The following is a 20949-nucleotide window of genomic DNA, read 5'->3' as shown; positions in this document are numbered from 1 at the left end:
ACTAGTCTTTTTTCGGCAAATATTCGATGTAGTAGTAACCGTTATCAAGAGTCTTGATAATGCGAATGTCATTAACGGCCTTTGTAGATTGCAAGGAGGCGTAATTGTCGGGTGAAATCGAACCGAAAAGACGGACATGAAGTTGCGCGATGATTTTGTTCATCGTTAAGCCCATCAATTTTGCAATACCTTTGTTTCTCCAACGGTAATCGACAATACGCCCCCTGAAACTTTTCCCGTTCACAAAACAGCGCAAGAAAAAGTATCCGACAATTTTATCGCCATCGATGACGAGGAACGTAAGGAATGCCTTGTTTCTGATGATTTTCGAAAGTGTTTTCTCATCGAATGCATGAGGCTTAAAGAACTTAAAGGCTTCTTCAGGTTGTTCGGCAAAAAATATGGCAAGCGGATCCGCATCGGCTGGTGCAGCCATGCGGAGTGTAAACTGCCCAGAGCATTCTTTAAGGATTTCCGGGATCTGTTTCAAAGCGTTTCTGTGGGTTAGAGAAAACACAAAAGCATTGCACCATTCAATGATGTTCCAAAGGAACCCGAACTTGTCGCGGAGTATGTGCGCCAACTTGTAGAGCATCAGAAAGCCTCCGCAATCAGTTTTTTCGCTTCAACTTGTCCACGGTCGTACTGTTCGCGGGTAATCCTGCCACTTGAAAGCAGATAGTCCCCCAAGTCAGTAGCTGTATCGCAACCTTCTTCGGTGATCCCATCACGCCTAAACACTTTACCCAGCGTTGCGAGAATGATTATCACATCCCCGATAAAGGTGATATGGTCGATATATTTCAAGTCAAAAGCAATCTTGTTTTCCCAAGTTACGGCATTACGTCCGTTCACCTGTGCAAGCCCGCTAAGTCCCTGACGCACGGTGTGGCGCTTGCGCTGTTCTGGAGTCATGAAGACCATGTCACGCACAAGTTGCGGTCTCGGCCCAATTACTGCCATGTCGCCCTTGAGGATGTTGAATAGTTCCGGGAGTTCGTCAAGACTCGTGCTGCGGAGGAACTTGCCGTAAGCATTCAGGCGCACTTCATCCGGGAGCAAGTTGCCGTTGGCGTCCTTTTCGTTCGTCATCGTGCGGAACTTGATGAGCCTGAAAATTTTTTCGTTAAGGCCCGGACGCGGTTGCGTGAAGAACGGGTTGCCCTTCATCTTGATGGCTCCAAGGACTGTGAGCACGACGAGAATCGGGCTCAGGCAGAGAATGGCTACCAGAGCACAGAAGAAGTCGAGTGGGCGTTTGAAGAAACGAGCGTACATTACTCGAAGCATTCCTTGATGGTCTGAATGATGGCGTCCTGCTGTTCGGGGGTCATCTTGTTGTCGCTCGGGAGGCAGAGTCCGCGGGCAAAGATGTCGGCACCCACGTCACGGGTTTCACCTGCGATATAGGCGTTCGTGCGAGCGCGTCCATTTCCGTTAGCAGTGATGAATGCGTGGCTCATGTACATGGGCTGCATGTGCATCGGTTTCCAGATGGGGCGTCCTTCGGCGTTCATGGCGGCGATGCGCTCGAGGATTTCCGTCGGGCAGCTCTTGCCTTTCTCGTGGATGAACAAGGCTTCAGTTTCGCCGCGCACCTGCTTGCACATGGCGTCTTTGTCGATAATCATGCAGCTGAGCCAGAAGTTCGGTTCGCTGTTGTTGGCATCGTAGGGGTTCATCTGCACGGGCAGGCCTTTCAGGCCTTCCTTGTAGCGCATGTAGATGGCCTTTTTCTGGGCGATGTGCTCTTCGAGGTAGGGCATCTGGCCGCGTACCACTCCAGCGATGACGTTGCTCATGCGGTAGTTGTAGCCGATTTCTTCGTGCTGGTACCACGGGGCGGCCTCGCGGCTCTGGGTGCTCCACTTGCGCACCTTCTCGGCGTCGTCCTTGCTGTCGGTGAGGAACATGCCGCCGCTACTGCCGGTGATAATCTTGTTTCCGTTGAAGCTGATGGCGCTGTAGTCGCCAAAGTTGCCGGTCTGCTTGCCCTTGTAGCTTGCACCGAAGCTTTCGGCGGCGTCTTCGATAAGGAGGGCGTTGTGTTTTTGGCAGATGGTGCGGATTTCATCAACACGGGCCGGGGTTCCGTAGAGGTGTACGAGTACCACCAGGCGCACGTCCGGGTAAATTTCGAATGCCTTTTCGAGGGCGACCGGGTCCATGTTCCACGTCTTGTATTCGGTGTCGATGAACACTGCCTCGCCGTTCTCGTAGGCGATGGGGTTCACGGTGGCGTCGAACGTCATGTCGCTGCAGAACACTTTGTGTCCGCGGAGCGAGCCTTCGCCCGCCTTGGGCATGCCGTAAAGGGCTTCGCCAGCAAGTTTTGTGCAGAGATGGAGGGCTGCGGTGCCGGCAGAGAGTGCGACGGCGTATTTGCAGCCGACCTTCTCAGCGGCGAGCCTTTCGACTTCGTTGATGTTCGCGCCGACGGTGCTCATCCAGTTGGTTTCGTAAGCCTCGGTGACAAACTTGATCTCGTCGCCGTGCATAGTAGGGCTAGAGAGCCAGACCTTCTTCTCGAAACGCGTCATGGATTACCGCAACCTCAGGGTAGTTGCGGTAGGGGAGGGGAGAAACCGCTAAAACGGCAAATTTATGTATGAAAAAAAGCCTAAAAAGAGGGGCTTCGCCCCTCTTTTGGGGCGTTTTTCAAACAAATATTCCTTTTTGGATTTTTTTTTGATGTAAAATGTATTTTTAATCCCAAAAACATTACAATTTCTAAGTCTTGGAATATAGTTTGACAAAAATAAAAGGGGCGTATAGCCAACTTGTAGACTTGGTTGAAAAGTTTGTTAAATAAAGAGGGTGATTGTGAGTGATATTCCATTTGTCGGGTTGACCTTAACGGATTTTGCAGGAATTTGAAAAAAGACACCCAAAAGAATGTCTGTATTATTCTGTTGAAGATTTTTTATTGAAAAAAAGTATAGCTCAGACAGCAAAATTCTTGTTGCTCGATGGATTTGATGAATATCGAAATTCGAATACGGGCAAGTCTAAAAGCGCAATTGTCAAAGAACTTGCCATGATATTGAGTGATTTTGCACAAAGAGAAATTGCCGTTGTAATTGCATGTCGTGAAATGGATTGGTGTGGAAATAGAGATGAAGATGCTTTATGTAACTTTGTAAATGCGCCTGTTAAGGTTTATACTGTTGATCCTCTAAATTATGAGCAAAAGTGGTTGTGTGTATTCTGAATATCGGGGTGTATATTCGTGGCTCTGTACATTGCTTGAAGAAGATGAATTGATAAAAATTGATCCGTATTTACAATATCAATATGGAGACAATTCTTTCTTTTCAACACAACAAAAGAAACAGGTCGTTGAAGCTATTCGAGATTATTCTCAAAATGATCCATATTTTTATAGAAAGGGCTTTTCGCTCGCCTCAAAATCCTTTTATGAGTCGGGACTAGATACTTTCCTAATTGCGGAATATAGAAAATGTAAAAGCGAACCTAATCACTATCTTTTCTTTTTAAGTGACTTGCTAACATTAGGTTCGTCAGGTAAAATAAGGAAATTGGCCAAAGATGTCTTAGAAGATGAACGGTTAGAATATTTTTATAAAGAGCCTTTCATTAATGTTTTGAAGGATGAACCCGATTATCACGAGTGTAGAGATGAAATTTTAAGAAATTTGATTCGTGCAAACAAGGATGATTTGGATGTTATTCAAGAAGGAAATGAAGGTCATAATCGTGTAGATATGAGGCTTGTAAACAAAAAAGGCCGAAATTATACAGTTCAGGTTGAATGCAAAAGGGACCTTAATGCAGAAAGTCTTTATAGTGGTTTAACAGAACAATTAATTGATAAGTATTTTACGTCAGGCATATATTTGGGCATATGTCTTGTTTTCTGTTTCAAAAAAGATCCTGAAACATTGCAAAAGGATATAGAAAAGAAAATTCCATATGGCTTTGAGAAAAAGGTTGCGGTTATTTGTATTGATTTGAGAAATAAATAATATATTGGCGTTTTTGTAATGTTTTTGTATATTAATAATGAAATGGATGCTTGACAACGCTTTTTTTAATGGCTATTTTTGAAGTGAAAAAATGAAAACTCAAGAACAAATAAAAAAAATAGAAAATGTAATATTATATATATTACAGAAGTTTGATGATGGCGTTGATTATATCAAACTTTTTAAAATTCTTTATTTTGCCCAACGTGATTATTTGAGTCGTTTTGGAAAACCTATTGTTCCTGAAACATTTAAAGCTAGAATGCACGGCCCTATTCCAACATTGACTAATAAGGTTATAAAAAATGTTGAGGAAGGTTCCTATAATAATTTTCCTGATTTGAAAGAATTTATGGATTCTATTAAGGTTATAGATCAGAAGGTTTTTGCTCAAAAGAAACCTGATTTGGATTTTATAGCTAAAAAAGAACGGGAATACCTCGACAAGTGGTTTGACTACTGTAAGGACAAAGAATCATATGCTTTGTCTGATGAATCGCATGATTCCGTTTACAAAAGTGTGGTCGAAAGGGCTAAGCTAGATCCGCAACAAGATGTAATGACGTTTATCGACATTGCAAGGTCCGGTCAAGCTTCTGAAAAAATGATTGCATATATCCGCGAAAAGGAACTTCTTGCAGCGGAGTTTGCATAGTGGAAGATAAAGGCGGAGTTCTTGCTAAACTTCATGAAAAATTGTGTTTTGTAAAGTCTGCCGAGGATTTGTGTGTTGGCGACATAATCTATGTCGAACTAGATCCGGCTGATGGTATAAATACAAAAGGCTACCCGACTCGACTAAAATACATTGTTGTTTCTGGTGCAAAATCAGATAGAAAACAAATTGCTGCAGTTTTGATTAATTCGGATAACGATTTTTCAGAATCAAAAGAATGGCAAAATGAACAATATCTGTTGTATGAGAAAAATTATAGAGGAATTTTAGAATACGACAGTTGGTTGGATTGCTTTGAAATCAAGGAACTAAAAGTCCGCAAGATTGTTGCTAGAAACGCACAAAAGAAAGGTCGCTTAAATTCTTATGACTTAAGCGTTATGATGCGAAAATTAAAAGATTCCGATTTTATTGAAGAACACATAAAGAAAATTTACGGCATAAATGATTTTGTGTTGCCAGACGAAGACAAAGTTGAGGCGAGGCTGTAAAATAAACTGTGTCGCAAGCTGATTTACACGACCAATACGGTCGAAGGTTACCATCGCCAAATCCGCAAAGTGACAAAGACTAAAGACGAGTTCTGTTCAGATGAGCCCCTGCTAAAGCTCGTCTATCTGGCTTATCGCAACATAAAAAAGAAATGGACCATGCCCTTGGCGAACTGGTCCTTAATCGCTCAGCAACTATGTATAAGGTTCGAGGAACGATTTAAAATTTTATAACTTTACTCAAGTGATCAAACAACGGACGATGACACAGTTTGATTTACACTTCCGGCTTGTATGGCGAGACTAATTTGTCTCCGTTCCTAGATTGGTTTGATCCGAATTAGAAACATCCTTATACAATGCTTTAAAACGGATGTATTCGTCAAATTCCTCATATTTTGAAAAATTGCAAAATGGTAGTGTTATATCAAATGTTTGAAATGATTTTGCTTGGCTAATTTCCGCTATTCCCGAATCAACTATAGCGCGGTATTTTTCTTGTGAGGTTCCTTTCATTCTTGAATTTCCAGCCCCTATTAATGGAAAGTGAATGTTACTTGGTTCTTCGTTTAATCGAACCCATTCCCAAATTTTTGATAAAAATTCGTTTCGTTGAAATCTGTCTATTGATTTGGCGTGGCATTTATCATCAAAAGTTGTTAATGCGGCAAGAATAAAGATTATGCCATTCTTTTCAACTCTAACACATGTTCCTAATGGATAACTTTTTTGCTTGCCTTTTGTTTTGTTAGGTCTTGCTATATAAGATGTTTTTTGTTTTTGTAATTCGGCGTCAATGAGCGTGTTTAGTGTAGTTAAATCGTTTTTATAGAATCTATTTATAAACTCTCCATGCAAAGATCTTGGGGAAACGATACCGTCACCAACATATGTGTCAAATTCTTGATTTACAGGTATGATGATAATTCCTTTTTTTCTTAAGATATTTCCAAATGATAGTGAAATCTTTGAATCCGTTTGATTAATTGAATAATCGGTGAAAAATAACTTGCGTAATAACTCGATGATGCAAACTATTACAGGAAGTACGCCGAAAATGATTGGTTTTGGAATGAAATCTAATTTGTCAGGACCTAAAAGCGTGCACAGTAATTCGTTTATTAATAGGAAAACTCCAATGGTTTCAATATATCTAACAAAAAAAAGCTTGGTGAGATATTTCATAATCCTAAGCCCTCATATGTAGAATCATTATAATAAAAAGGACCAGTTTTTCCTTCCTTCAGGCATTTTTCATGATATGCGGGCCATTCATTTAAAGCTTTCTGGATGATTTTTTGCTTGAACGCAACATGAATGGCTAGCTTGTCTTCGAGAATTGGTGGACAAAATTCGCTGTCGATATGCCGGGTGCCATTTATGTTTACTACGATTATTGGCAACTGTAGTCGAATGGCTTGCTCTATTTCCCACCGAACAAAACGGTATAGAAACCGTGTGTGCTCTCCTACAAGTAATACAAATATTTTTGTGTATTCGAAACGATACAATAATTGTTTTTTAATCGATTCTTCTTGGCTGGTGTCACGAGCTGTGTTTATTCCATGGGCATTATAGAATTTAAACTCGAAATTGTCGTTTTCACTCCATGCTCGCATTAGGTTGTAATACGGCATGTCATTGTCGCCGTCAAAAGCAATGTATGTTCTATTTCTGTAGGTCATGTTATTCTCCAATGAATAATATAATAACAAATATGGACTTGTTTTATATAGGAAAATAGAATCGGCCTTTTTTTGTCATATGTTGTACGGTTAAATCAGGGGCGTCCAAACACGTCTTTAATAGATCCTGTTTGAATGTTATATGAATCGTAGCGACTTTGCTCATATTGTTTTTGAAAACCGGTAATTTGTCCCACATTTTTTTTATATTGAGGAGGATTTTACCTTCTTTATTAACGATATCTGATTTCTCGGGGAAATCGGGGTAAATCACAATAATGGGCAGACCGCAGGTGTTAATCCCGTAGTCTAATTCTTCCCGAATAGCTCGGCTGTTTTTTGTATTGGAGCTCAAGATTAGGATAATGTTCTTTGATTTTCTGAGACGTTTGTGGAGTCTTGGCTTCAATGTATCTTCCCAGGAGCTGTCATCGCGAATATTGTATGTTTTGTCATGGGAATCTATGAAGTGAAAATCAGGATCTTTTGCTTCCCATGCTGTTATTGTTCGATAATAGCAGAAGTCTTTGGTCGCGTTGGCACCCAAATTTGACGAATCGAAAGGTTCGCTGACATAAAAGGCGGTGTAGTTGCCTGTTCTATGGTCTTCCATAAATCTCATTCCTCCTTGTGGACAAGGCTCTTTTGGGGAAATATAAGAACGGTTTCATAGATTTGTTAAGTTGTTTGTGCAAGATATAGAGTGTTTTGTATACGTGTTGAAGATTTATAGATGAAATCTCAAAAGGTATTTTTTTATATTCAAAATAATTGTGCCAATTGCTGATTTTAAATATATGTTAATGAATTTGGCTTTTTTTGAAGGAAACCTGTATGGAACAATATGTGAGAAGAGATGATTTAAGATTGAGAAGTGTGTATCCTTCTTTCAAAACGCGAATTTTCGAAGTTTCGGAAAATAAGTTTTTGATATATATTCAGAATCCCATTAAGAATAGGGTAGCTTTATGTAAAGAGTTTGATTATTCTATTCGTTTTGTAACTAGTCCTGTTAATTTGACTTTTGATTTGCCCAAAAATTTTGTCAGGGAAATCCCTACTATTGAAGATTCCCAAATAGGGGATAATTTCTCTGGCATAGGATGGACTGTTAATCAGTTTTACAATTTATTGTATTCTAAGTTTTCTTTCCTAAAGTCAATTAAGATAGATTCTGTTGAAAATAGGGTTGTCAAGGTCCATTTTCCTAACAACATGAGTGGCTTGTATAATTCTCAGCTCACATCTTTTTTAGACTCAATGAGTGGTGATGTTATCAAGTTTAAGGCTGTTTTTGATCAGGTTGAGGATGGAAGTTTTAGTGTGGGCTCCGACACGAATCCTGTTTTGATAATTTTGCCAACGAGATGGAATTCGGCAAATGTTGAATACGAAAGACATGATGAAGCTTTTTGGTTTGATAACATAAAGGGTATATACAATGGATCAGTTTCTAAGGAAACTATTCTTGGCCAACGTTGTAAAAAAAATTCTTGTTATATCAAATACTCTAGTTTTTCAAATGTGAATATTCGTAATGGAATATTGATGTTTGATCATATTTATGTTGAATTACCCTGTGAAACATCTGTTAAAGATTTTTGTTTAAAACAGCAAGTTACTGAAGATGAGTTAATCTCTTTGGTTAATCAAAGTCGGATAACTTTTATTACGAACCAACCATCAAATAGGATTGACTATGGTTTTCTTGATTCGATATATAAAATGAAACCCGAAGCAGTTCTTTCTAGACGATGTTTGAACGCTCTTATAATAGCCGATTTGGTTGAAATGAATAAAAATTGTTTGATTGCAGATGAATGTTTGCCTGTTTTATCGCCTGATTTGTTTGCTGGTTTGGGAGTAGATGTGTCCAAAAAATTGTATAATTTAGCGACATGGCCTCGAAGAGCACTTAGAAAATCTTTTGAGCTGCTGACACTTAATTCTTCTTCATGTATTTCTGCATTGGGCGTTAACAATTGCTTTTCTATACCTGATAATGTTCCAAATAGAGATGCTTTAGAATTTGAATTCGTTGTGAACTCAGAATATGTTCATATTGCAAGTGCTTTGAATGCGTTCTATTTTCCTTTTTGGGCAAAAGATTATGAAACAAAAACGCAAGCATCGCTTATGTACAATATGATTAAGTTGTTTAAATGTCGGAATGCGGATGAATTAGAACAGCATAATATACAGATGAAATCTTATTCAAATGGGAAAATGTTTGTTCCTAATTTGGATATATTAGAAGTTAAAGATTACCCCACAATACATGAAATTTTGCAGTTTTCGGAAACATATTGTACGTCGAAAAATTTTAATACGCTTTTCTCTTACTTGGATTCTTTTACTCCTGAAGAACGAAATGCGAAAATATTAGAATATAATAAATCGCTTGGAAATTTAAGATTAAAAAGAGATGAACAGGCGAAACGTTTGGATTTGGAATTATCTCTTCTTTGCGATGTGGCTGGTTTTGCACTGGGTAAGGCTTTGGGTGATTTGGCAATTTTTGGATTCATTGGAACATTTGCTGCTTTGGCCAAATATGGAGGAAGTAAATTAATCGAAAAAAATGATTTTTTGAGAAATAAAATGAATGAAAGGGAAAATTTAATTAATCCAAATAAGCCGATGGACAAGCAAGCTACTAGATTTTTAAGCCAAATAAGTCCTGTCGCTAGATTAAGGGTGTCGAATAAGTGAATGTGCTTTGGGGACCTCTTAGATATTTCTGCGCAACGGGTTATAATGCGTTAAAACAACAAAATGGCCGAAAAGTACGACATGCCGATTCTGTACAGCTGCCACCCGCGCAGCCGTAACCGCCTTGCCGCCTCGGGCTTCAAGCTCGACAAGCGCGTGATTCAGCACGAACCGCTCGGATTCCACGATTACAACTGCTTGCAGATGAATGCATTCGCCGTCGTGAGCGACAGCGGCACGCTCCCCGAAGAAAGTTCCTTCTTCACAAGCGTCGGCCACCCGTTCCCGGCAATCTGCATCCGCACCAGCACGGAACGCCCCGAAGCGCTTGACAAAGCCTGCTTCTTTATCGCCGGCATTGACGAAAAGTCCCTCTTGCAGGCCGTCGACACCGCCGTCACGATGAATAAGAACGGCGACTACGGCATCCCCGTGCCGGACTACATCGAAGAAAACGTCTCGACCAAGGTCGTGAAGATCATCCAGAGCTACACCGGTATCGTCAACAAGATGGTTTGGCGAAAGTTCTAGAATCTTGCTCTTGAAATTGAAAGAGTCCCGCTATGGCGGGACTCTTTGCGTTAGGGATCGAAGCCCGTAGGGCCGGGAGGGCCGCTCGTATCCCGCGCTCGGCCCTCTAGGCTGAAAAATTGCGGCGTGAGGCCGCAATTTTATGCCGCGAGAGCCCGCCCCTGCGCAGCAGGGAACGCCCGGTGTCGAATGCGGTGGCCGCCTACGCGAAGGACAGAAAATTCCAGCAAAAAACGGGGCGGACCTATTGACAACCGTCTCGTGTTTGTGTATATTTAATAGTGAACAAATGTGTATCTTTGTGCCTTGCGGTTTTTGCTTGTCCGCAAGGAAGGAGTTGAAAATGAACAAAAAAGAGCCTGTTGTGTTGAATTCTGAGGTAGAAATGAGCAAAATGTTGCAGATTCGCAATAGTACCATCGATTTCTTGGTGTTTACCAAGCAGAATTCTCAGGATTCGATAGAAGTGCGCGTCCAGGACGAAAATGTGTGGCTCACGCAGGACGGAATTTCAAGGCTGTTCGATGTCGATAGGTCCGTAGTCACCAAGCACTTAAAGAACGTTTTTGAGACCAACGAGTTGGAAGAAATTTCAGTATGTGCAAAATTTGCACATACTGCCGCCGACGGCAAGACTTACAATACCAAATTCTACAATCTCGATGCGATAATTTCGGTGGGATACCGCGTGAATTCTATCCGCGCAACGCAATTCAGGCAATGGGCGACCAACGTTTTGCGCAATTTCGCGATAAAGGGTTATGTTCTCGACAAACAACGCCTGGAAAACGGCCAGATTTTTGACGAAGAATACTTTGAGAACCTGCTTGAAGAAATCCGGGAAATCCGGATGTCGGAGCGGAAATTCTACCAGAAGATTACCGATATCTACGCGACGAGTGTCGATTACAGCCGGGATGCCGTCACGACAAGGGATTTTTTCGCAAATGTGCAGAACAAGTTGCACTGGGCTATCCACCGGCATACGGCTGCCGAACTCATTATGGAACGCGCCGATGCGAAAAAGACGCACATGGGCTTGACGACCTGGCGCAAGGCGCCTGACGGGAAAATCGAGAAGTCGGATGTCAGCATTGCGAAGAACTACCTTTCAAAGGATGAATTGCATCAACTGGAACGATTCGTGACAATGTACCTTGACTATGCGGAATTTCAGGCGAAACGGCAGATTCCCATGACGATGGAAGATTGGGCGCTTCGCCTCAACAAGTTCCTGGATTTCAACGAGGTGGAGATTCTGACAGACAAGGGTCGGGTGTCGGCTGAAATTGCAAAGGCTTTTGCCGAAAGTGAATTCGAAAAATACCGCGTTGTCCAGGACAAACTGTTCAAGAGCGATTTTGACAAGTTCCTGAATGAAGCGAAAGCGATTGAAGAAAAGAAGTGAAAACTTCGTGCCGAGAGAGCCTGCCCTGAACTAGTTTCAGGTGAATCATCCTTTTGTTGTCAACCTGTCTTCCCCGGCTTGACCGGGCGTATAGAGTGCGAAACCCTTTCTGGAGAAAGGGTCTCGGGATCGGATTGCAGACAGGTGTGCGAAAATAAAAAATAATATGAAGGTTAGAGAATTATGTACGATTATATTGACAATCAAATAGATCTATCTATTTTGCGGTACTTGAAACAACAAGAAAAAGATTTTTCAAAAGAAGATATTAATCGTCGAGAAGAATTTTATCGTCAATTGAATCGTCGGAGTGAAATTGATCAGAAACTTAATGGACTGCTGCAACCTTGGCTTAGGCTATATGAAGAAAGTATTTATCTAATGTGGCTCTTGTCCAAATTGTATGAAAGGATTGACACTCCGAAATCCCCTGTTACTCTGGTATTGGATTTGATAAAGAACGTGAATTCTGTTAGAATCCTTTTCCTTTCTGGATATTCTTCAATGGGGTTGGCTCTTTATAGACGTGCGTTCGAAGAAATGCAACTGGAATTGTTGATTATATTGGATAAAAATGAAGCTCAAGCTATTATGGGAGAATCCTTGGATGCTAATGAGTATTGGAATAAACATGTAGGCCGAGGCAAGGCAGCAAAGAAAATAGAAACTGTTTTAAAGGATGTCGACGAAACCTGTTATAATGAGTTTATTAAAGATCCTATTGGCTCAAAACTCTCAGAATTTATTCATGCAAATTCGTCTTCAGCATTGCCTATAGAACCGTACATAGGCGACCCTAATTTTCTTTCATTAAGTCCGTTTGGTACATACAATTATAATTCAATTCAGTCTTTGAAAAGTTTGGTGAATAAGCAAATTGCCTTTGTTGCAGCCAACATCTCTTTAATTTTAAAAGATAAGGTGTGGTTTGATTTGGGTGGCACGGAAGACGCTGCTCATGAGGTAAGTTCTATTTTGATGTCGTATAATGCACTTTCGGCTTGTTTTGATAATTATGAAAAAATGCATGAATCTGAACCTGATATGTATGATTATATAGATGAGGTTGATTCCTGATTTTTTATTCAGCTAGTGAAACGGCTCGACACGGTCGATTCCAGCGGACATTTCCTTGAGCCAGGAAGGTTCGGTTTTCTGTTCCCTTACCCCCCTTCATTGCCTCGATCAAATCGAAATCGTTGCTCATCTCGATTCCGCTAAGCCGCTTTAGCACAGTCGCTTCGTGGGGCTTGCCCTTCTCGGCGAACCAAATCTGGTCCTGATGGACTTTTTTTATCCCAACCGAACTGCATTTTTGCCCGGTGATGTACTAGTTACTCCGTATAATATATAGGAAAACCATTTCTTCAAGGTTGGAGGGTGGTTTAAACCTTGCTAAGGTTCGTGTAATCCTGGCGGGAAACTTCTGATGTGAAAAAATTTTTTTTGTTGAAATCCATGATAGGATGCGTAACAAGTCTGCTATAATACAAAAAAGGTTGTTTATGAAAGGAAAAGTAGATAATCTAGACAAATGCACTTTCCTAAAACCGAGGGTGACGGCTCCGTCGCCACACTCGGAAGGGGATGTTTTGCTTGAAAAAGGGGCGGTATTGTCATTTTGTGACAAAATGGGAATGTATATTTAACTGTGATTTTTTTTCCTTTAAAGGAGTGCCAAATATGGAATTTGGTGAATACTACATAGCCTATTTTGATGTTCTTGGCTGCAAATCCTATTTTGCCGATGATGACAATGCGGCCTTGTCTTTTCTGTACCAATTGAAGGGGATGGTTGCTTGTTCGCTAAAAGCTGCACTAGGAATAAACAATTCAAGGCCTCTGAATACGCTCCCTGAAATGAAAATAGAATATAGGTTGTTTTCGGATAATGTTGCCTTGTACCTAAAGATTACTGATTCTCCTTTGGAAATAATTCGATTGCTGACTTTCCTTCAGGTGATTGCTGAATTACAAAGGGAGGTTTTGTTTGGTCATGCGTTATTGTTGCGAGGAGGGGTCACGGCGGGAAAATTTTATTCGGACGAAACGCTGATTATGGGACCCGCTCTGATAGAGGCTGTAAATCTGGAGGAAACAGGGATTTACCCAAGAATTCTTATCGATAATTCAATAGATAAGGCAGTTTCTGCTTTAATCAACAATCTATTCCCGAATGATTTTCTTACAAAGGACGGTATGCTGGCGTGGGTTGAATCGTTGGTATTCGGTGCTGTTGGAGACAAAAAGCCTTTTCTGAATTATTTGTCCGTTCCCGAATTAGAAAAGGTTTATCCCGTTTTGAAAAATGGTGGCATGGAAGTGTTGGAACGACTTGAAAAGGATTCTCCAGAAGAATACGAGAGAACTCGAACAGCGATATCTTCGGATGTAAAAAAACAAATTCACGACAATTTGGCTAGGCATCAGAAGTTTTTATATGGAAGCATTCAGAAGTATTGTGGTTATAGCGATGTCAACAAAGACGACAAAAATGCTGTTGCTCTGAAAAATAAGATCATACGAAAGTATAAATGGCTGGCGGTCTTCCATAATTATATGTGCGGCCTGAATAAATTTGAAGATTGTCTTGTTTTTGTCAAATACACTTATGATCCAATAACACTGGACGATTACATGGAAATTCTTGATCCTCCTGAAAAGAGTGGTGTAGCCGATGTTCAATTTTTAAAAAAGGATGCATAAAATGGGAGAAATGACTGCAGAGACCTTTAGAAAGCTTTATTGGAAGAATTACACCTCCATAGAAGAAGAATTTATTCAGACGGAACGATTTGTTGCGTTTGATATATGTAATTACACAACTTATTCTTCGGCATTCTTGAAATTACTCCTTGAAATAGGTAGCGAAATTGATATTCTTGCCAGGTATTTTTGCTCGGAGGGGTTGAGGCAAAACAACGTCTCAAACATTAATGATTACAAAACATATATTTTGGCAAACGTCCCGGAATTTGAACGTGTTCGAGTTGTGTCGGAATCCTTTGATGAAATTCCATGGCAGAATTGGAGCATGCGAAATCCCGGTTGGTGGACTGCGTATAACAAGATAAAACACGAACGCTTCAAAGTAGGAACTATCGAGGATATTACCCAGGAGTATTATAAATTTGCAAACCAAGGGAATGTCATTAAAGCGTTAATGGGCTTATATCAATTAGAAATCTATGTTCTGCGGGCTTTGATAAAAAGGGAAGGTAAGAAAGAGGGACATTCGTTCTTGAAATCGACTTTATTTTCGCTTGATGGAGAAGGTTGGATATCCGGCAGTTTCCATAAAGAAGGAGGACTCTTTTATGAGGGAGGAACTTTGGTGTTTGATGGAAAAATTGCCATAGTGAAGTGATTGTGTAATGTCAAAGAATATGGATGTCAACAATTATCTCGGAACCGCCGTGGGTTGCTTTGACCCGAACAACCATTAAGAACCTATAGAAAGAAATCCCGACAAGCAAGATCCTGTTTAATTTATCCATATCGAAAGGTCGGTAAATTCTCCGTTCGTTTTCTTGATGTTGGCATGTCCAATCGCAATTCCAACGCTAGTTAGTTGAAATTTTTTCATTGAGGATTTTTCCCAAATGTTATAGAAATCGCTCATATATGGGCGGATTTCTGTTATTTTCGTTTTTATTTCATCATAGGACATCTTGTTCCTGTTAAAAAGTTCCTTGATAAATGTTTTCTCTGATTCTCTGAGATTTGATTTAGACAGTTTTTCTTCTAAATTTTTTTGCGTTAGGGCATTGACCTGAAATTTCGAAGGGTTGTTTAAGCAAGGTATGATGAATGTCGAAAATGATCCTTCAGAGATTCTTGTTTTTTCTTCCAGAGATAGATCAAACCCTTTAAAAAACAACCCCTGATAGTGCGATTCCCATATTCTGGATAATTCAACACTTCCCAATTCTATGTTTCCGCATCCTGCATATTGTAAATGTTGATAATATGCATCCCCTTTGTTCAGGTGAGGGATTTGTTGTTGAATGTATTTATCTAAATAATCGCCGAGGTTTTCTAAGCATGTGATGTTAAGTTGTGCTGTGTACCGAAGTAAAAATATCACGGAAAGTATTGCCAGCTGCTCTTGTGTTAATTTCGGAGCAGTTTTTATGGCCTCGTTAAGAACAAGCTGGATTAGGCTACGGTGCTGTTCTTTACTTCGGTTTATGAGCAAATCAACTAGAATGTCGCCTAATTTAGCATCTCCGCTTTTTGCATATTCTTTTTGTACAGTAAACAATGCGTCCTGGAAATCTGGTTCCTCCGCAGCGCCTAATCCCGATGGATTCTCTTCTTGCAATCTGCCAAGAAATTCTTCTGTTATATGCTCTGCTCTTTTGTTCGCTGTTTTTTGAGAGTTTCCAGTCGATACCATGAAGTTTGCTTTGAAAACATCAAGTGCAATTTCTCTGATTTCTGTATAGGATGCGCTAGTTTGATTGACTGTGACATTTCCGTTGGTTTGTATGTTGACGGAATTGTTCCCCGAAGATTGATTTTGCGAAGAGTTGTTTTTCTTTTTACGCTTGAAGATTATTGCGATGAAGGAACCGATTCCGGTAATTACTAGAATGCCTATACCACTAAAAATCCATGTCTTGTTTGCGATGATGTAGTCAATCATAGAATTATCCTTTAGATGAAATATACTAATGCAAGAACAAATCTGTCAACAAACATTCTAGAAGCAAACGGGGCGTTGCGGTGCCGGTGAATGAGGCTCCGTTCGAAAGGGGCGAGGCCCCTTTCTGCGTTAGGGATCGAAGCCCGTAGGGCCGGGAGGGCCGCTGGTGTCCCGCGCTCGGCCCTCTAGGCGGAAAAATTGCGGCGTGAGGCCGTAATTTTATGCCGCGAGAGCCTGCCCCTGCGCAGCAGGGAACGCCCGTGATTTCTTGATGTCAACAATAGTTGCATGAAATCCCGGCACAAGGCCGGGATGACATGGGGGAGGGGCTATTGACAATCGCCATGCATTTGTGTATATTTTGTGGTGAACAAATGTGTAGGCTTCTTTTTTGGGGGGCGATATGAACGACGAGATTGTAATTTTCAAGACCGACGACGAGGCCATCAATGTGGAGGTCCGTTTTGAGGATGAGACGGCCTGGCTTACGCAGGACCAGATGTCCGTGCTGTTTAGTAAATCGAAATCGACCATAAATGAGCATATAAAGAATATTTTCCAGGAAGGTGAACTGGTTGAATCGCAGGTGATGAGAAAATTCGGAAATTCCGAATTTACGCAAAATTTGACGAAAATGACCAATTTTTACAACCTTGACGTCATTATTTCTGTGGGCTATCGCGTAAAGTCCCTGCGAGGCACCCAGTTCAGGCAGTGGGCCACGAAACGCCTCAAGGAATACATCGTCAAGGGCTTCACGATGGACGACGATCGCCTGAAAAAGCTGGGCGGAGGCAATTACTGGCAAGAACTTCTGGCGCGGATTCGCGACATCCGTGCCAGCGAGAAGGTGTTTTACCGTCAGGTTCTCGACATTTACGCGACGAGTATTGACTATGACCCCAAGGCGGATACTTCGGTCCTGTTCTTCAAGAAGGTGCAGAACAAGATGCATTTTGCCGTGCACGGGCAGACTGCGGCGGAGGTCATCTATAGCCGCGCAGATGCCGAGAAGGTCTTTATGGGGCTTACGACTTTTTCCGGGGACAAGCCGACCCTTCAAGAGGCGTTGATTGCCAAAAATTATCTGGATGAAAAGGAATTGCGCGCCATGGGGCAAATCGTTTCGGGTTATCTGGATTTCGCGGAGCGCAAGGCCGAACGCCATGAACCGATGACTATGGCGGACTGGTCTAAGCACCTGGACCAGATCCTGACGGCTGGCGGAGAACAGTTGCTTAAAGGCAACGGATCTGTTTCCCATGAACTGGCGGTCGAAAAGGCTACCGGCGAATATCGCAAGTACCAGCAAAAGACGCTCTCGTCTGTAGAGAAGGCTTTCCTGGATTCCATCAAGACGATTGAGAAAAAGACTTCGAAAAAAACTTAGGCGGGGGAAAAGGGGCGTAAGGCCCCTTTTTGCATTACTTGACAGAATTATAACTTTAGTGTACATTTGTGTATATGAAAGAGATTCTGCTTTACAAGACCGAAAACGAAGAAGTCAAAGTTGAGATTTTATTGCATAACGAAAATCTTTGGCTTACTCAAGCGAAAATGGCCAATCTTTTTGATGTTCAAAAATCGGCTATATCAAAGCATTTGAAGAACATCTTCGAAAGTGGGGAACTTGATGAAAAAGTGGTTGTTTCCAAAATGGAAACAACCACTCCGCACGGAGCTATTATTTCGTGTGATTCGAGATGCTACCTACAAAAGTGATTTTGATAAACTGATGGAAGCTACCGCAGAATATAAGGCGTAGTATGGTAACGCTGGTTCATCGAAAAAAGCACCCCGCAGGGTGCTTCTCTAATTTTTCGTCTGTAGAACCGAAGGTTCGTTCTTTCGTCTAATTAATCGTCGTCTTCAGCCGGCTTCTTGGACATCTGCTTACGCTTGATCGGGTCGAGCTCGGTCTTGCGGATGCGGAGCACTTCCGGAGTGACTTCGATGCATTCATCTTCATTGATGAAGGTCACGCATTCTTCCAAAGTCATGCGGCGGTACGGCGTGAGCTGGATCATGTCGTCAGCGGACTTCGAACGCATGTTGGTGAGGTGCTTGCCCTTCGTGACGTTCACGGTGATATCGACGTCGCGGTTGTGTTCACCCACGATCATGCCCGGATAAACTTCGGCACCCGGACCGATGATGAGGTAGCCACGATCTTCCAAGTTAGAAAGAGCATAGCTTGCAGCTTCGCCCGGTTCCTTGGCGATGAGTACACCGTTGATACGAGACGGAATTTCTCCCTTGTACGGCTGGTATTCCTTGAAGAAGGACTGCGTCACAGCGTAACCCTTGGAAAGGGAGAGGAGCTTCGGACGGATACCGATAAGGCCACGGGAGGGAACGATAAATTCGAGAGAAACGCGGTCGTTTTCGTCGGTGGTCATGTTGACCATTTCGCCCTTGCGCTGCTGGATTTCCTGGATGCAGGCGCCGCTGAATTCGTTCGGAACTTCGACCTTGAAGTCTTCGACCGGTTCCAAAAGCTTGCCGCTTTCGTCTTTCTGGAAAATGACCTGCGGAGAACCGATGGTGAATTCATAAAGTTCACGGCGCATGTTTTCGACGAGAATCGTGAGGTGCAAAATGCCACGGCCAGAGACCTTGAACGTAGAGGCGCCTTCGGCCTTTTCGACGAGAAGTGCCGGGTCAGCCATGTGGGCGCGTTCCAAACGTTCCTGGAGCTGGTTACCCGTCATGAACTTTCCACCGTATTTGCCGGCGAGCGGCGAAGTGTTCACGGTGAAGAGCATGGAGATTGTCGGCGGGTCAATGTGAATACGCGGCAAGTGAACTGGATTGTTCGTAGAAGAAAGCGTATCACCGATATCGAAGTAGTCAAGACCTGCGATGAGGATGATTTCGCCCGGACCAGCTTCTTCGATCGGCTTCGGGGTGAGGCCTTCGTAGCGGAGGATCTTCTGCGGACGGACGTTCTTGACGGTTCCGTCGGGGAATGCCTGAGCGTAGGTCTGGTTCGGCTTGAACACGCCCTGCTGCACGCGACCCACAGCCAAACGGCCGAGGAAGCTGGAGTATTCGAGGGAGGCAATCTGGAGGAGCGGTTCGCCGTTCGGATCGCCCTTCGGAGCCGGGATGCGTTCGATGATCTTGTCCATCAAGATGCTGAAGTCGCCATCCGGGTCTTCAAGTTCGGCGCGGCAAATGCCCTTACGGCCACTGCCAAAAACTCTGTCGAAATCGAGCTGTTCTTCGGTTGCATCGAGTTCGCAGAACAAGTCAAAGACCTTGTCCAAGGCGAGGAGCGGGTTACAACCGTCACGGTCGATCTTGTTCACGACGATGATCGGGGTAAGGCCGAGTTCCAAAGCCTTCTTCGTCACGAAGCGGGTCTGGGCCATGGGGCCTTCGAATGCGTCAACGACCAGAAGAACGCCATCGACTGTACCCAAAACGCGTTCCACCTGGCCACCGAAGTCGGCGTGCCCCGGGGTATCGACGATGTTCACGCGGTATCCCTTGTACATCACGCTCGTGTTCTTGGAGAGGATGGTAATGCCGCGTTCGCGTTCGAGGTTGTCGGAGTCCATCACGCGGTCCACGATTTCTTCACCTTCATGGAAGGTACCGCACTGTTTGAGGAGCTGGTTCACCAGGGTAGTTTTACCGTGGTCAACGTGGGCGATGATGGCAACGTTTCTGATTTTTGATTGATCCATATTTTACCGTTTGGCTTTAATTTTCGGCGCAAAGATAGAAAAATGAGTGGAAAATTGCAATATTTAGCGCTCGTATTCTATATTTAGAGGCGTGAATTACTTGGCTTTGGATTACGGAGAGCATCGTGTCGGGGTCGCATTTGGCGATTCCGAGCTCAAGATGGCGTTTTCGCGCGAGACGATCGACCAAAAGACGACGAACCTGTTCGAACGTCTGGACCAGCTCGTGCGCATCAACAAGATTGACGAATTCGTGGTCGGGATGCCGTACCACCCGGACGGCCGCAAGGATGGCAAGAACGTGGTGGTGGAGGCTTTTATCAAGGATTTGGCGCTGCGCTTCCCGGGGATGAAAATCCATACGCAGGACGAATCGTACTCTAGTGTGCAGGCGCAGGAGTTTACCTCGTACATGAGCAAAAAGAAAAAGCAGAAGAACAAGGCAATCATCGACCGTACCGCCGCCGCGATCATACTCCAGCGCTGGTTCGACGAAAACCCATAAAACCTAATACCCAACTTTTTACTATATTTTAACTATGGCTAAAGAAATCGATAATTTTGATGATGAAGAAATGGACGAAGCCAACGGTGCGATGCTCGATGCATTGAACGCCGAAGAAAACTTTGTCCCGCAAGTCCGTGACTACAGCGACCGTCGCATCCTGATTTGGGAAGAAGACGATGTCCGCCGTGAAGCCTGCCTCGAAGTCCTTTCGGACTTGCTCGTGGGCGCTTACTTCAAGGCCGTGAAGACCGAAGAAGAAGCTCTGCAGCAGCTCGAAGAAGACGACTGGGATACGTTCGTCGTGGACTTCTACACCGAAGGTGTTTCCGTCAGCGATTTCATCAAGCGCGTGAACAACTATCCGGGTTCAATCTTGGTTGCCATCAACATGGGTCCGCTCACGCTCCCGGAAGAACGCGAACCGGCCAAGGCCGAAAACTTGCGTCGCCTGTTCGATATCGAACGCGCCAGCTCCCAAATCCACGCCTAAGCATTGTCATGCCGCACTAAGGTTGGTGAGCCTGCCGAACCATTCCGGCATCGCCATCTTGTAAAAGGTCGCCCCAAAACGGGACGACCTTGTTTGTCATGCCGGATTTATTCCGGCATCGG

General features: G+C 43.0%; 20 protein-coding genes and 3 pseudogenes. 15 read left to right on the top strand and 8 right to left on the bottom strand.

All coding sequences use genetic code 11. The annotated features are described in order from the left end of the window. Nucleotide 1: 1 nt before the first annotated feature. From B9Y77_RS04290 to B9Y77_RS04280, 3 genes are read right to left on the bottom strand one after another with little or no spacing between them, the layout of a single operon-like run. A complete protein-coding gene (locus B9Y77_RS04290; RefSeq protein WP_085490587.1) occupies nucleotides 2-595 on the bottom strand; it encodes a hypothetical protein in 594 nt (197 codons plus the stop codon). Then, nucleotides 595-1278 (bottom strand): sugar transferase, encoded by a 684-nt coding sequence (locus B9Y77_RS04285; RefSeq protein ID WP_085490586.1) that lies wholly within the window; start codon nucleotides 1276-1278, stop codon nucleotides 595-597. The genes B9Y77_RS04290 and B9Y77_RS04285 overlap by 1 nt, the downstream gene beginning before the upstream one ends. Further along, nucleotides 1278-2540 carry a DegT/DnrJ/EryC1/StrS family aminotransferase gene (locus B9Y77_RS04280; RefSeq protein ID WP_085490585.1) on the bottom strand — a complete coding sequence of 421 codons (1263 nt, stop codon included), beginning with the start codon at nucleotides 2538-2540 and terminating at the stop codon, nucleotides 1278-1280. The genes B9Y77_RS04285 and B9Y77_RS04280 overlap by 1 nt, the downstream gene beginning before the upstream one ends. Nucleotides 2541-2863: 323 nt before the next feature. Here B9Y77_RS04280 and B9Y77_RS04275 point away from each other — a divergent pair, with 323 nt between their 5' ends. The 5 genes and pseudogenes from B9Y77_RS04275 to B9Y77_RS04255 all read left to right on the top strand — a co-directional run. Next, complete coding sequence (locus B9Y77_RS04275) at nucleotides 2864-3211, top strand: hypothetical protein (protein ID WP_139829257.1); 348 nt, start codon at nucleotides 2864-2866, stop codon at nucleotides 3209-3211. A 31-nt stretch (nucleotides 3212-3242) separates the two neighbouring features. Beyond that, nucleotides 3243-3986: a hypothetical protein gene (locus B9Y77_RS04270; RefSeq protein WP_085490583.1), complete on the top strand. Its 744-nt coding sequence runs from the start codon at nucleotides 3243-3245 to the stop codon at nucleotides 3984-3986. A 91-nt stretch (nucleotides 3987-4077) separates the two neighbouring features. Next, nucleotides 4078-4641 (top strand): Panacea domain-containing protein, encoded by a 564-nt coding sequence (locus B9Y77_RS04265; protein WP_085490582.1) that lies wholly within the window; start codon nucleotides 4078-4080, stop codon nucleotides 4639-4641. After that, nucleotides 4641-5153, top strand: a complete 513-nt coding sequence (locus B9Y77_RS04260; protein ID WP_085490581.1) for a hypothetical protein — start codon at nucleotides 4641-4643, stop codon at nucleotides 5151-5153. The genes B9Y77_RS04265 and B9Y77_RS04260 overlap by 1 nt, the downstream gene beginning before the upstream one ends. 12 nt (nucleotides 5154-5165) lie before the next feature. Beyond that, nucleotides 5166-5387, top strand: a pseudogene (locus B9Y77_RS04255) (IS256 family transposase); the annotation flags it as partial. Between the two features lie 69 nt (nucleotides 5388-5456). Here the strand turns inward: B9Y77_RS04255 and B9Y77_RS04250 are convergent. The 3 genes from B9Y77_RS04250 to B9Y77_RS04240 are packed head-to-tail and all read right to left on the bottom strand — an operon-like array spanning nucleotide 5457 to nucleotide 7460. Further along, a complete protein-coding gene (locus tag B9Y77_RS04250) occupies nucleotides 5457-6338 on the bottom strand; it encodes a macro domain-containing protein (RefSeq protein ID WP_085490579.1) in 882 nt (293 codons plus the stop codon). Then, nucleotides 6335-6838 (bottom strand): TIR domain-containing protein, encoded by a 504-nt coding sequence (locus B9Y77_RS04245; protein WP_085490578.1) that lies wholly within the window; start codon nucleotides 6836-6838, stop codon nucleotides 6335-6337. The genes B9Y77_RS04250 and B9Y77_RS04245 overlap by 4 nt, the downstream gene beginning before the upstream one ends. A gap of 43 nt (nucleotides 6839-6881) precedes the next feature. Further along, nucleotides 6882-7460, bottom strand: a complete 579-nt coding sequence (locus B9Y77_RS04240; RefSeq protein WP_217807217.1) for a TIR domain-containing protein — start codon at nucleotides 7458-7460, stop codon at nucleotides 6882-6884. A 212-nt stretch (nucleotides 7461-7672) separates the two neighbouring features. Between B9Y77_RS04240 and B9Y77_RS04235 the strand changes: the two genes are divergently transcribed. From B9Y77_RS04235 to B9Y77_RS04210, 6 genes and pseudogenes are all read left to right on the top strand, one after another. Beyond that, nucleotides 7673-9550, top strand: a complete 1878-nt coding sequence (locus B9Y77_RS04235; RefSeq protein ID WP_085490576.1) for a hypothetical protein — start codon at nucleotides 7673-7675, stop codon at nucleotides 9548-9550. A 57-nt stretch (nucleotides 9551-9607) separates the two neighbouring features. Further along, nucleotides 9608-10081: pseudogene (locus B9Y77_RS04230) on the top strand (UDP-N-acetylglucosamine 2-epimerase); the annotation flags it as partial. A 385-nt stretch (nucleotides 10082-10466) separates the two neighbouring features. Further along, a complete protein-coding gene (locus tag B9Y77_RS04225) occupies nucleotides 10467-11489 on the top strand; it encodes a virulence RhuM family protein (protein ID WP_085491443.1) in 1023 nt (340 codons plus the stop codon). Between the two features lie 231 nt (nucleotides 11490-11720). Next, nucleotides 11721-12566: a hypothetical protein gene (locus tag B9Y77_RS04220; RefSeq protein ID WP_139829256.1), complete on the top strand. Its 846-nt coding sequence runs from the start codon at nucleotides 11721-11723 to the stop codon at nucleotides 12564-12566. 606 nt (nucleotides 12567-13172) lie between these two features. Continuing rightward, nucleotides 13173-14195: a hypothetical protein gene (locus tag B9Y77_RS04215; protein WP_085490574.1), complete on the top strand. Its 1023-nt coding sequence runs from the start codon at nucleotides 13173-13175 to the stop codon at nucleotides 14193-14195. 1 nt (nucleotide 14196) lies between these two features. Next, a complete protein-coding gene (locus B9Y77_RS04210) occupies nucleotides 14197-14856 on the top strand; it encodes a hypothetical protein (RefSeq protein ID WP_139829255.1) in 660 nt (219 codons plus the stop codon). Between the two features lie 117 nt (nucleotides 14857-14973). Here B9Y77_RS04210 and B9Y77_RS04205 read toward each other — a convergent pair whose 3' ends face one another. Further along, on the bottom strand, nucleotides 14974-16137 hold the full coding sequence (locus tag B9Y77_RS04205) for an LPO_1073/Vpar_1526 family protein (protein ID WP_217807215.1): 1164 nt from the start codon (nucleotides 16135-16137) through the stop codon (nucleotides 14974-14976). A gap of 403 nt (nucleotides 16138-16540) precedes the next feature. On the opposite strand from B9Y77_RS04205, the gene B9Y77_RS04200 reads away from it, so the two are divergent. Both B9Y77_RS04200 and B9Y77_RS04195 read left to right on the top strand, forming a co-directional pair. Continuing rightward, nucleotides 16541-17527: a virulence RhuM family protein gene (locus B9Y77_RS04200; protein WP_085490572.1), complete on the top strand. Its 987-nt coding sequence runs from the start codon at nucleotides 16541-16543 to the stop codon at nucleotides 17525-17527. Nucleotides 17528-17601: 74 nt separating this feature from the next. Continuing rightward, a pseudogene (locus B9Y77_RS04195) lies at nucleotides 17602-17805 on the top strand (cell filamentation protein Fic); the annotation flags it as partial. A 188-nt stretch (nucleotides 17806-17993) separates the two neighbouring features. Here B9Y77_RS04195 and typA read toward each other — a convergent pair. Next, nucleotides 17994-19829, bottom strand: coding sequence for a translational GTPase TypA (typA, locus tag B9Y77_RS04190; RefSeq protein WP_085490571.1), 1836 nt, complete (start codon nucleotides 19827-19829; stop codon nucleotides 17994-17996). A gap of 91 nt (nucleotides 19830-19920) precedes the next feature. On the opposite strand from typA, the gene ruvX reads away from it, so the two are divergent. Then, entirely contained in the window at nucleotides 19921-20334 is a 414-nt protein-coding gene (ruvX, locus tag B9Y77_RS04185) for a Holliday junction resolvase RuvX (protein WP_173465762.1), read from the top strand. A gap of 34 nt (nucleotides 20335-20368) precedes the next feature. After that, entirely contained in the window at nucleotides 20369-20827 is a 459-nt protein-coding gene (locus B9Y77_RS04180) for a hypothetical protein (RefSeq protein ID WP_073423950.1), read from the top strand. Nucleotides 20828-20949: the final 122 nt, after the last annotated feature.

This window comes from Fibrobacter sp. UWB13 (genome assembly GCF_900177805.1).
Taxonomy (GTDB): domain Bacteria; phylum Fibrobacterota; class Fibrobacteria; order Fibrobacterales; family Fibrobacteraceae; genus Fibrobacter.
This window is presented reverse-complemented; position numbering and strand designations above follow the sequence as displayed.

What these genes read in the sequence shown, in the direction of transcription:
- B9Y77_RS04200 (WP_085490572.1), top strand. Translation starts at nt 16,541, where the DNA reads ATGAACGACGAGATTGTAATTTTCAAGACCGACGACGAGGCCATCAAT.
- B9Y77_RS04225 (WP_085491443.1), top strand. Translation starts at nt 10,467, where the DNA reads ATGAGCAAAATGTTGCAGATTCGCAATAGTACCATCGATTTCTTGGTG.
- B9Y77_RS04210 (WP_139829255.1), top strand. Translation starts at nt 14,197, where the DNA reads ATGGGAGAAATGACTGCAGAGACCTTTAGAAAGCTTTATTGGAAGAAT.
- B9Y77_RS04215 (WP_085490574.1), top strand. Translation starts at nt 13,173, where the DNA reads ATGGAATTTGGTGAATACTACATAGCCTATTTTGATGTTCTTGGCTGC.
- B9Y77_RS04245 (WP_085490578.1), bottom strand. Translation starts at nt 6,838, where the DNA reads ATGACCTACAGAAATAGAACATACATTGCTTTTGACGGCGACAATGAC.
- B9Y77_RS04180 (WP_073423950.1), top strand. Translation starts at nt 20,369, where the DNA reads ATGGCTAAAGAAATCGATAATTTTGATGATGAAGAAATGGACGAAGCC.
- B9Y77_RS04250 (WP_085490579.1), bottom strand. Translation starts at nt 6,338, where the DNA reads ATGAAATATCTCACCAAGCTTTTTTTTGTTAGATATATTGAAACCATT.
- typA (WP_085490571.1), bottom strand. Translation starts at nt 19,829, where the DNA reads ATGGATCAATCAAAAATCAGAAACGTTGCCATCATCGCCCACGTTGAC.
- B9Y77_RS04290 (WP_085490587.1), bottom strand. Translation starts at nt 595, where the DNA reads ATGCTCTACAAGTTGGCGCACATACTCCGCGACAAGTTCGGGTTCCTT.
- B9Y77_RS04235 (WP_085490576.1), top strand. Translation starts at nt 7,673, where the DNA reads ATGGAACAATATGTGAGAAGAGATGATTTAAGATTGAGAAGTGTGTAT.
- B9Y77_RS04280 (WP_085490585.1), bottom strand. Translation starts at nt 2,540, where the DNA reads ATGACGCGTTTCGAGAAGAAGGTCTGGCTCTCTAGCCCTACTATGCAC.
- B9Y77_RS04240 (WP_217807217.1), bottom strand. Translation starts at nt 7,460, where the DNA reads ATGAGATTTATGGAAGACCATAGAACAGGCAACTACACCGCCTTTTAT.
- B9Y77_RS04285 (WP_085490586.1), bottom strand. Translation starts at nt 1,278, where the DNA reads ATGTACGCTCGTTTCTTCAAACGCCCACTCGACTTCTTCTGTGCTCTG.
- B9Y77_RS04205 (WP_217807215.1), bottom strand. Translation starts at nt 16,137, where the DNA reads ATGATTGACTACATCATCGCAAACAAGACATGGATTTTTAGTGGTATA.
- B9Y77_RS04265 (WP_085490582.1), top strand. Translation starts at nt 4,078, where the DNA reads ATGAAAACTCAAGAACAAATAAAAAAAATAGAAAATGTAATATTATAT.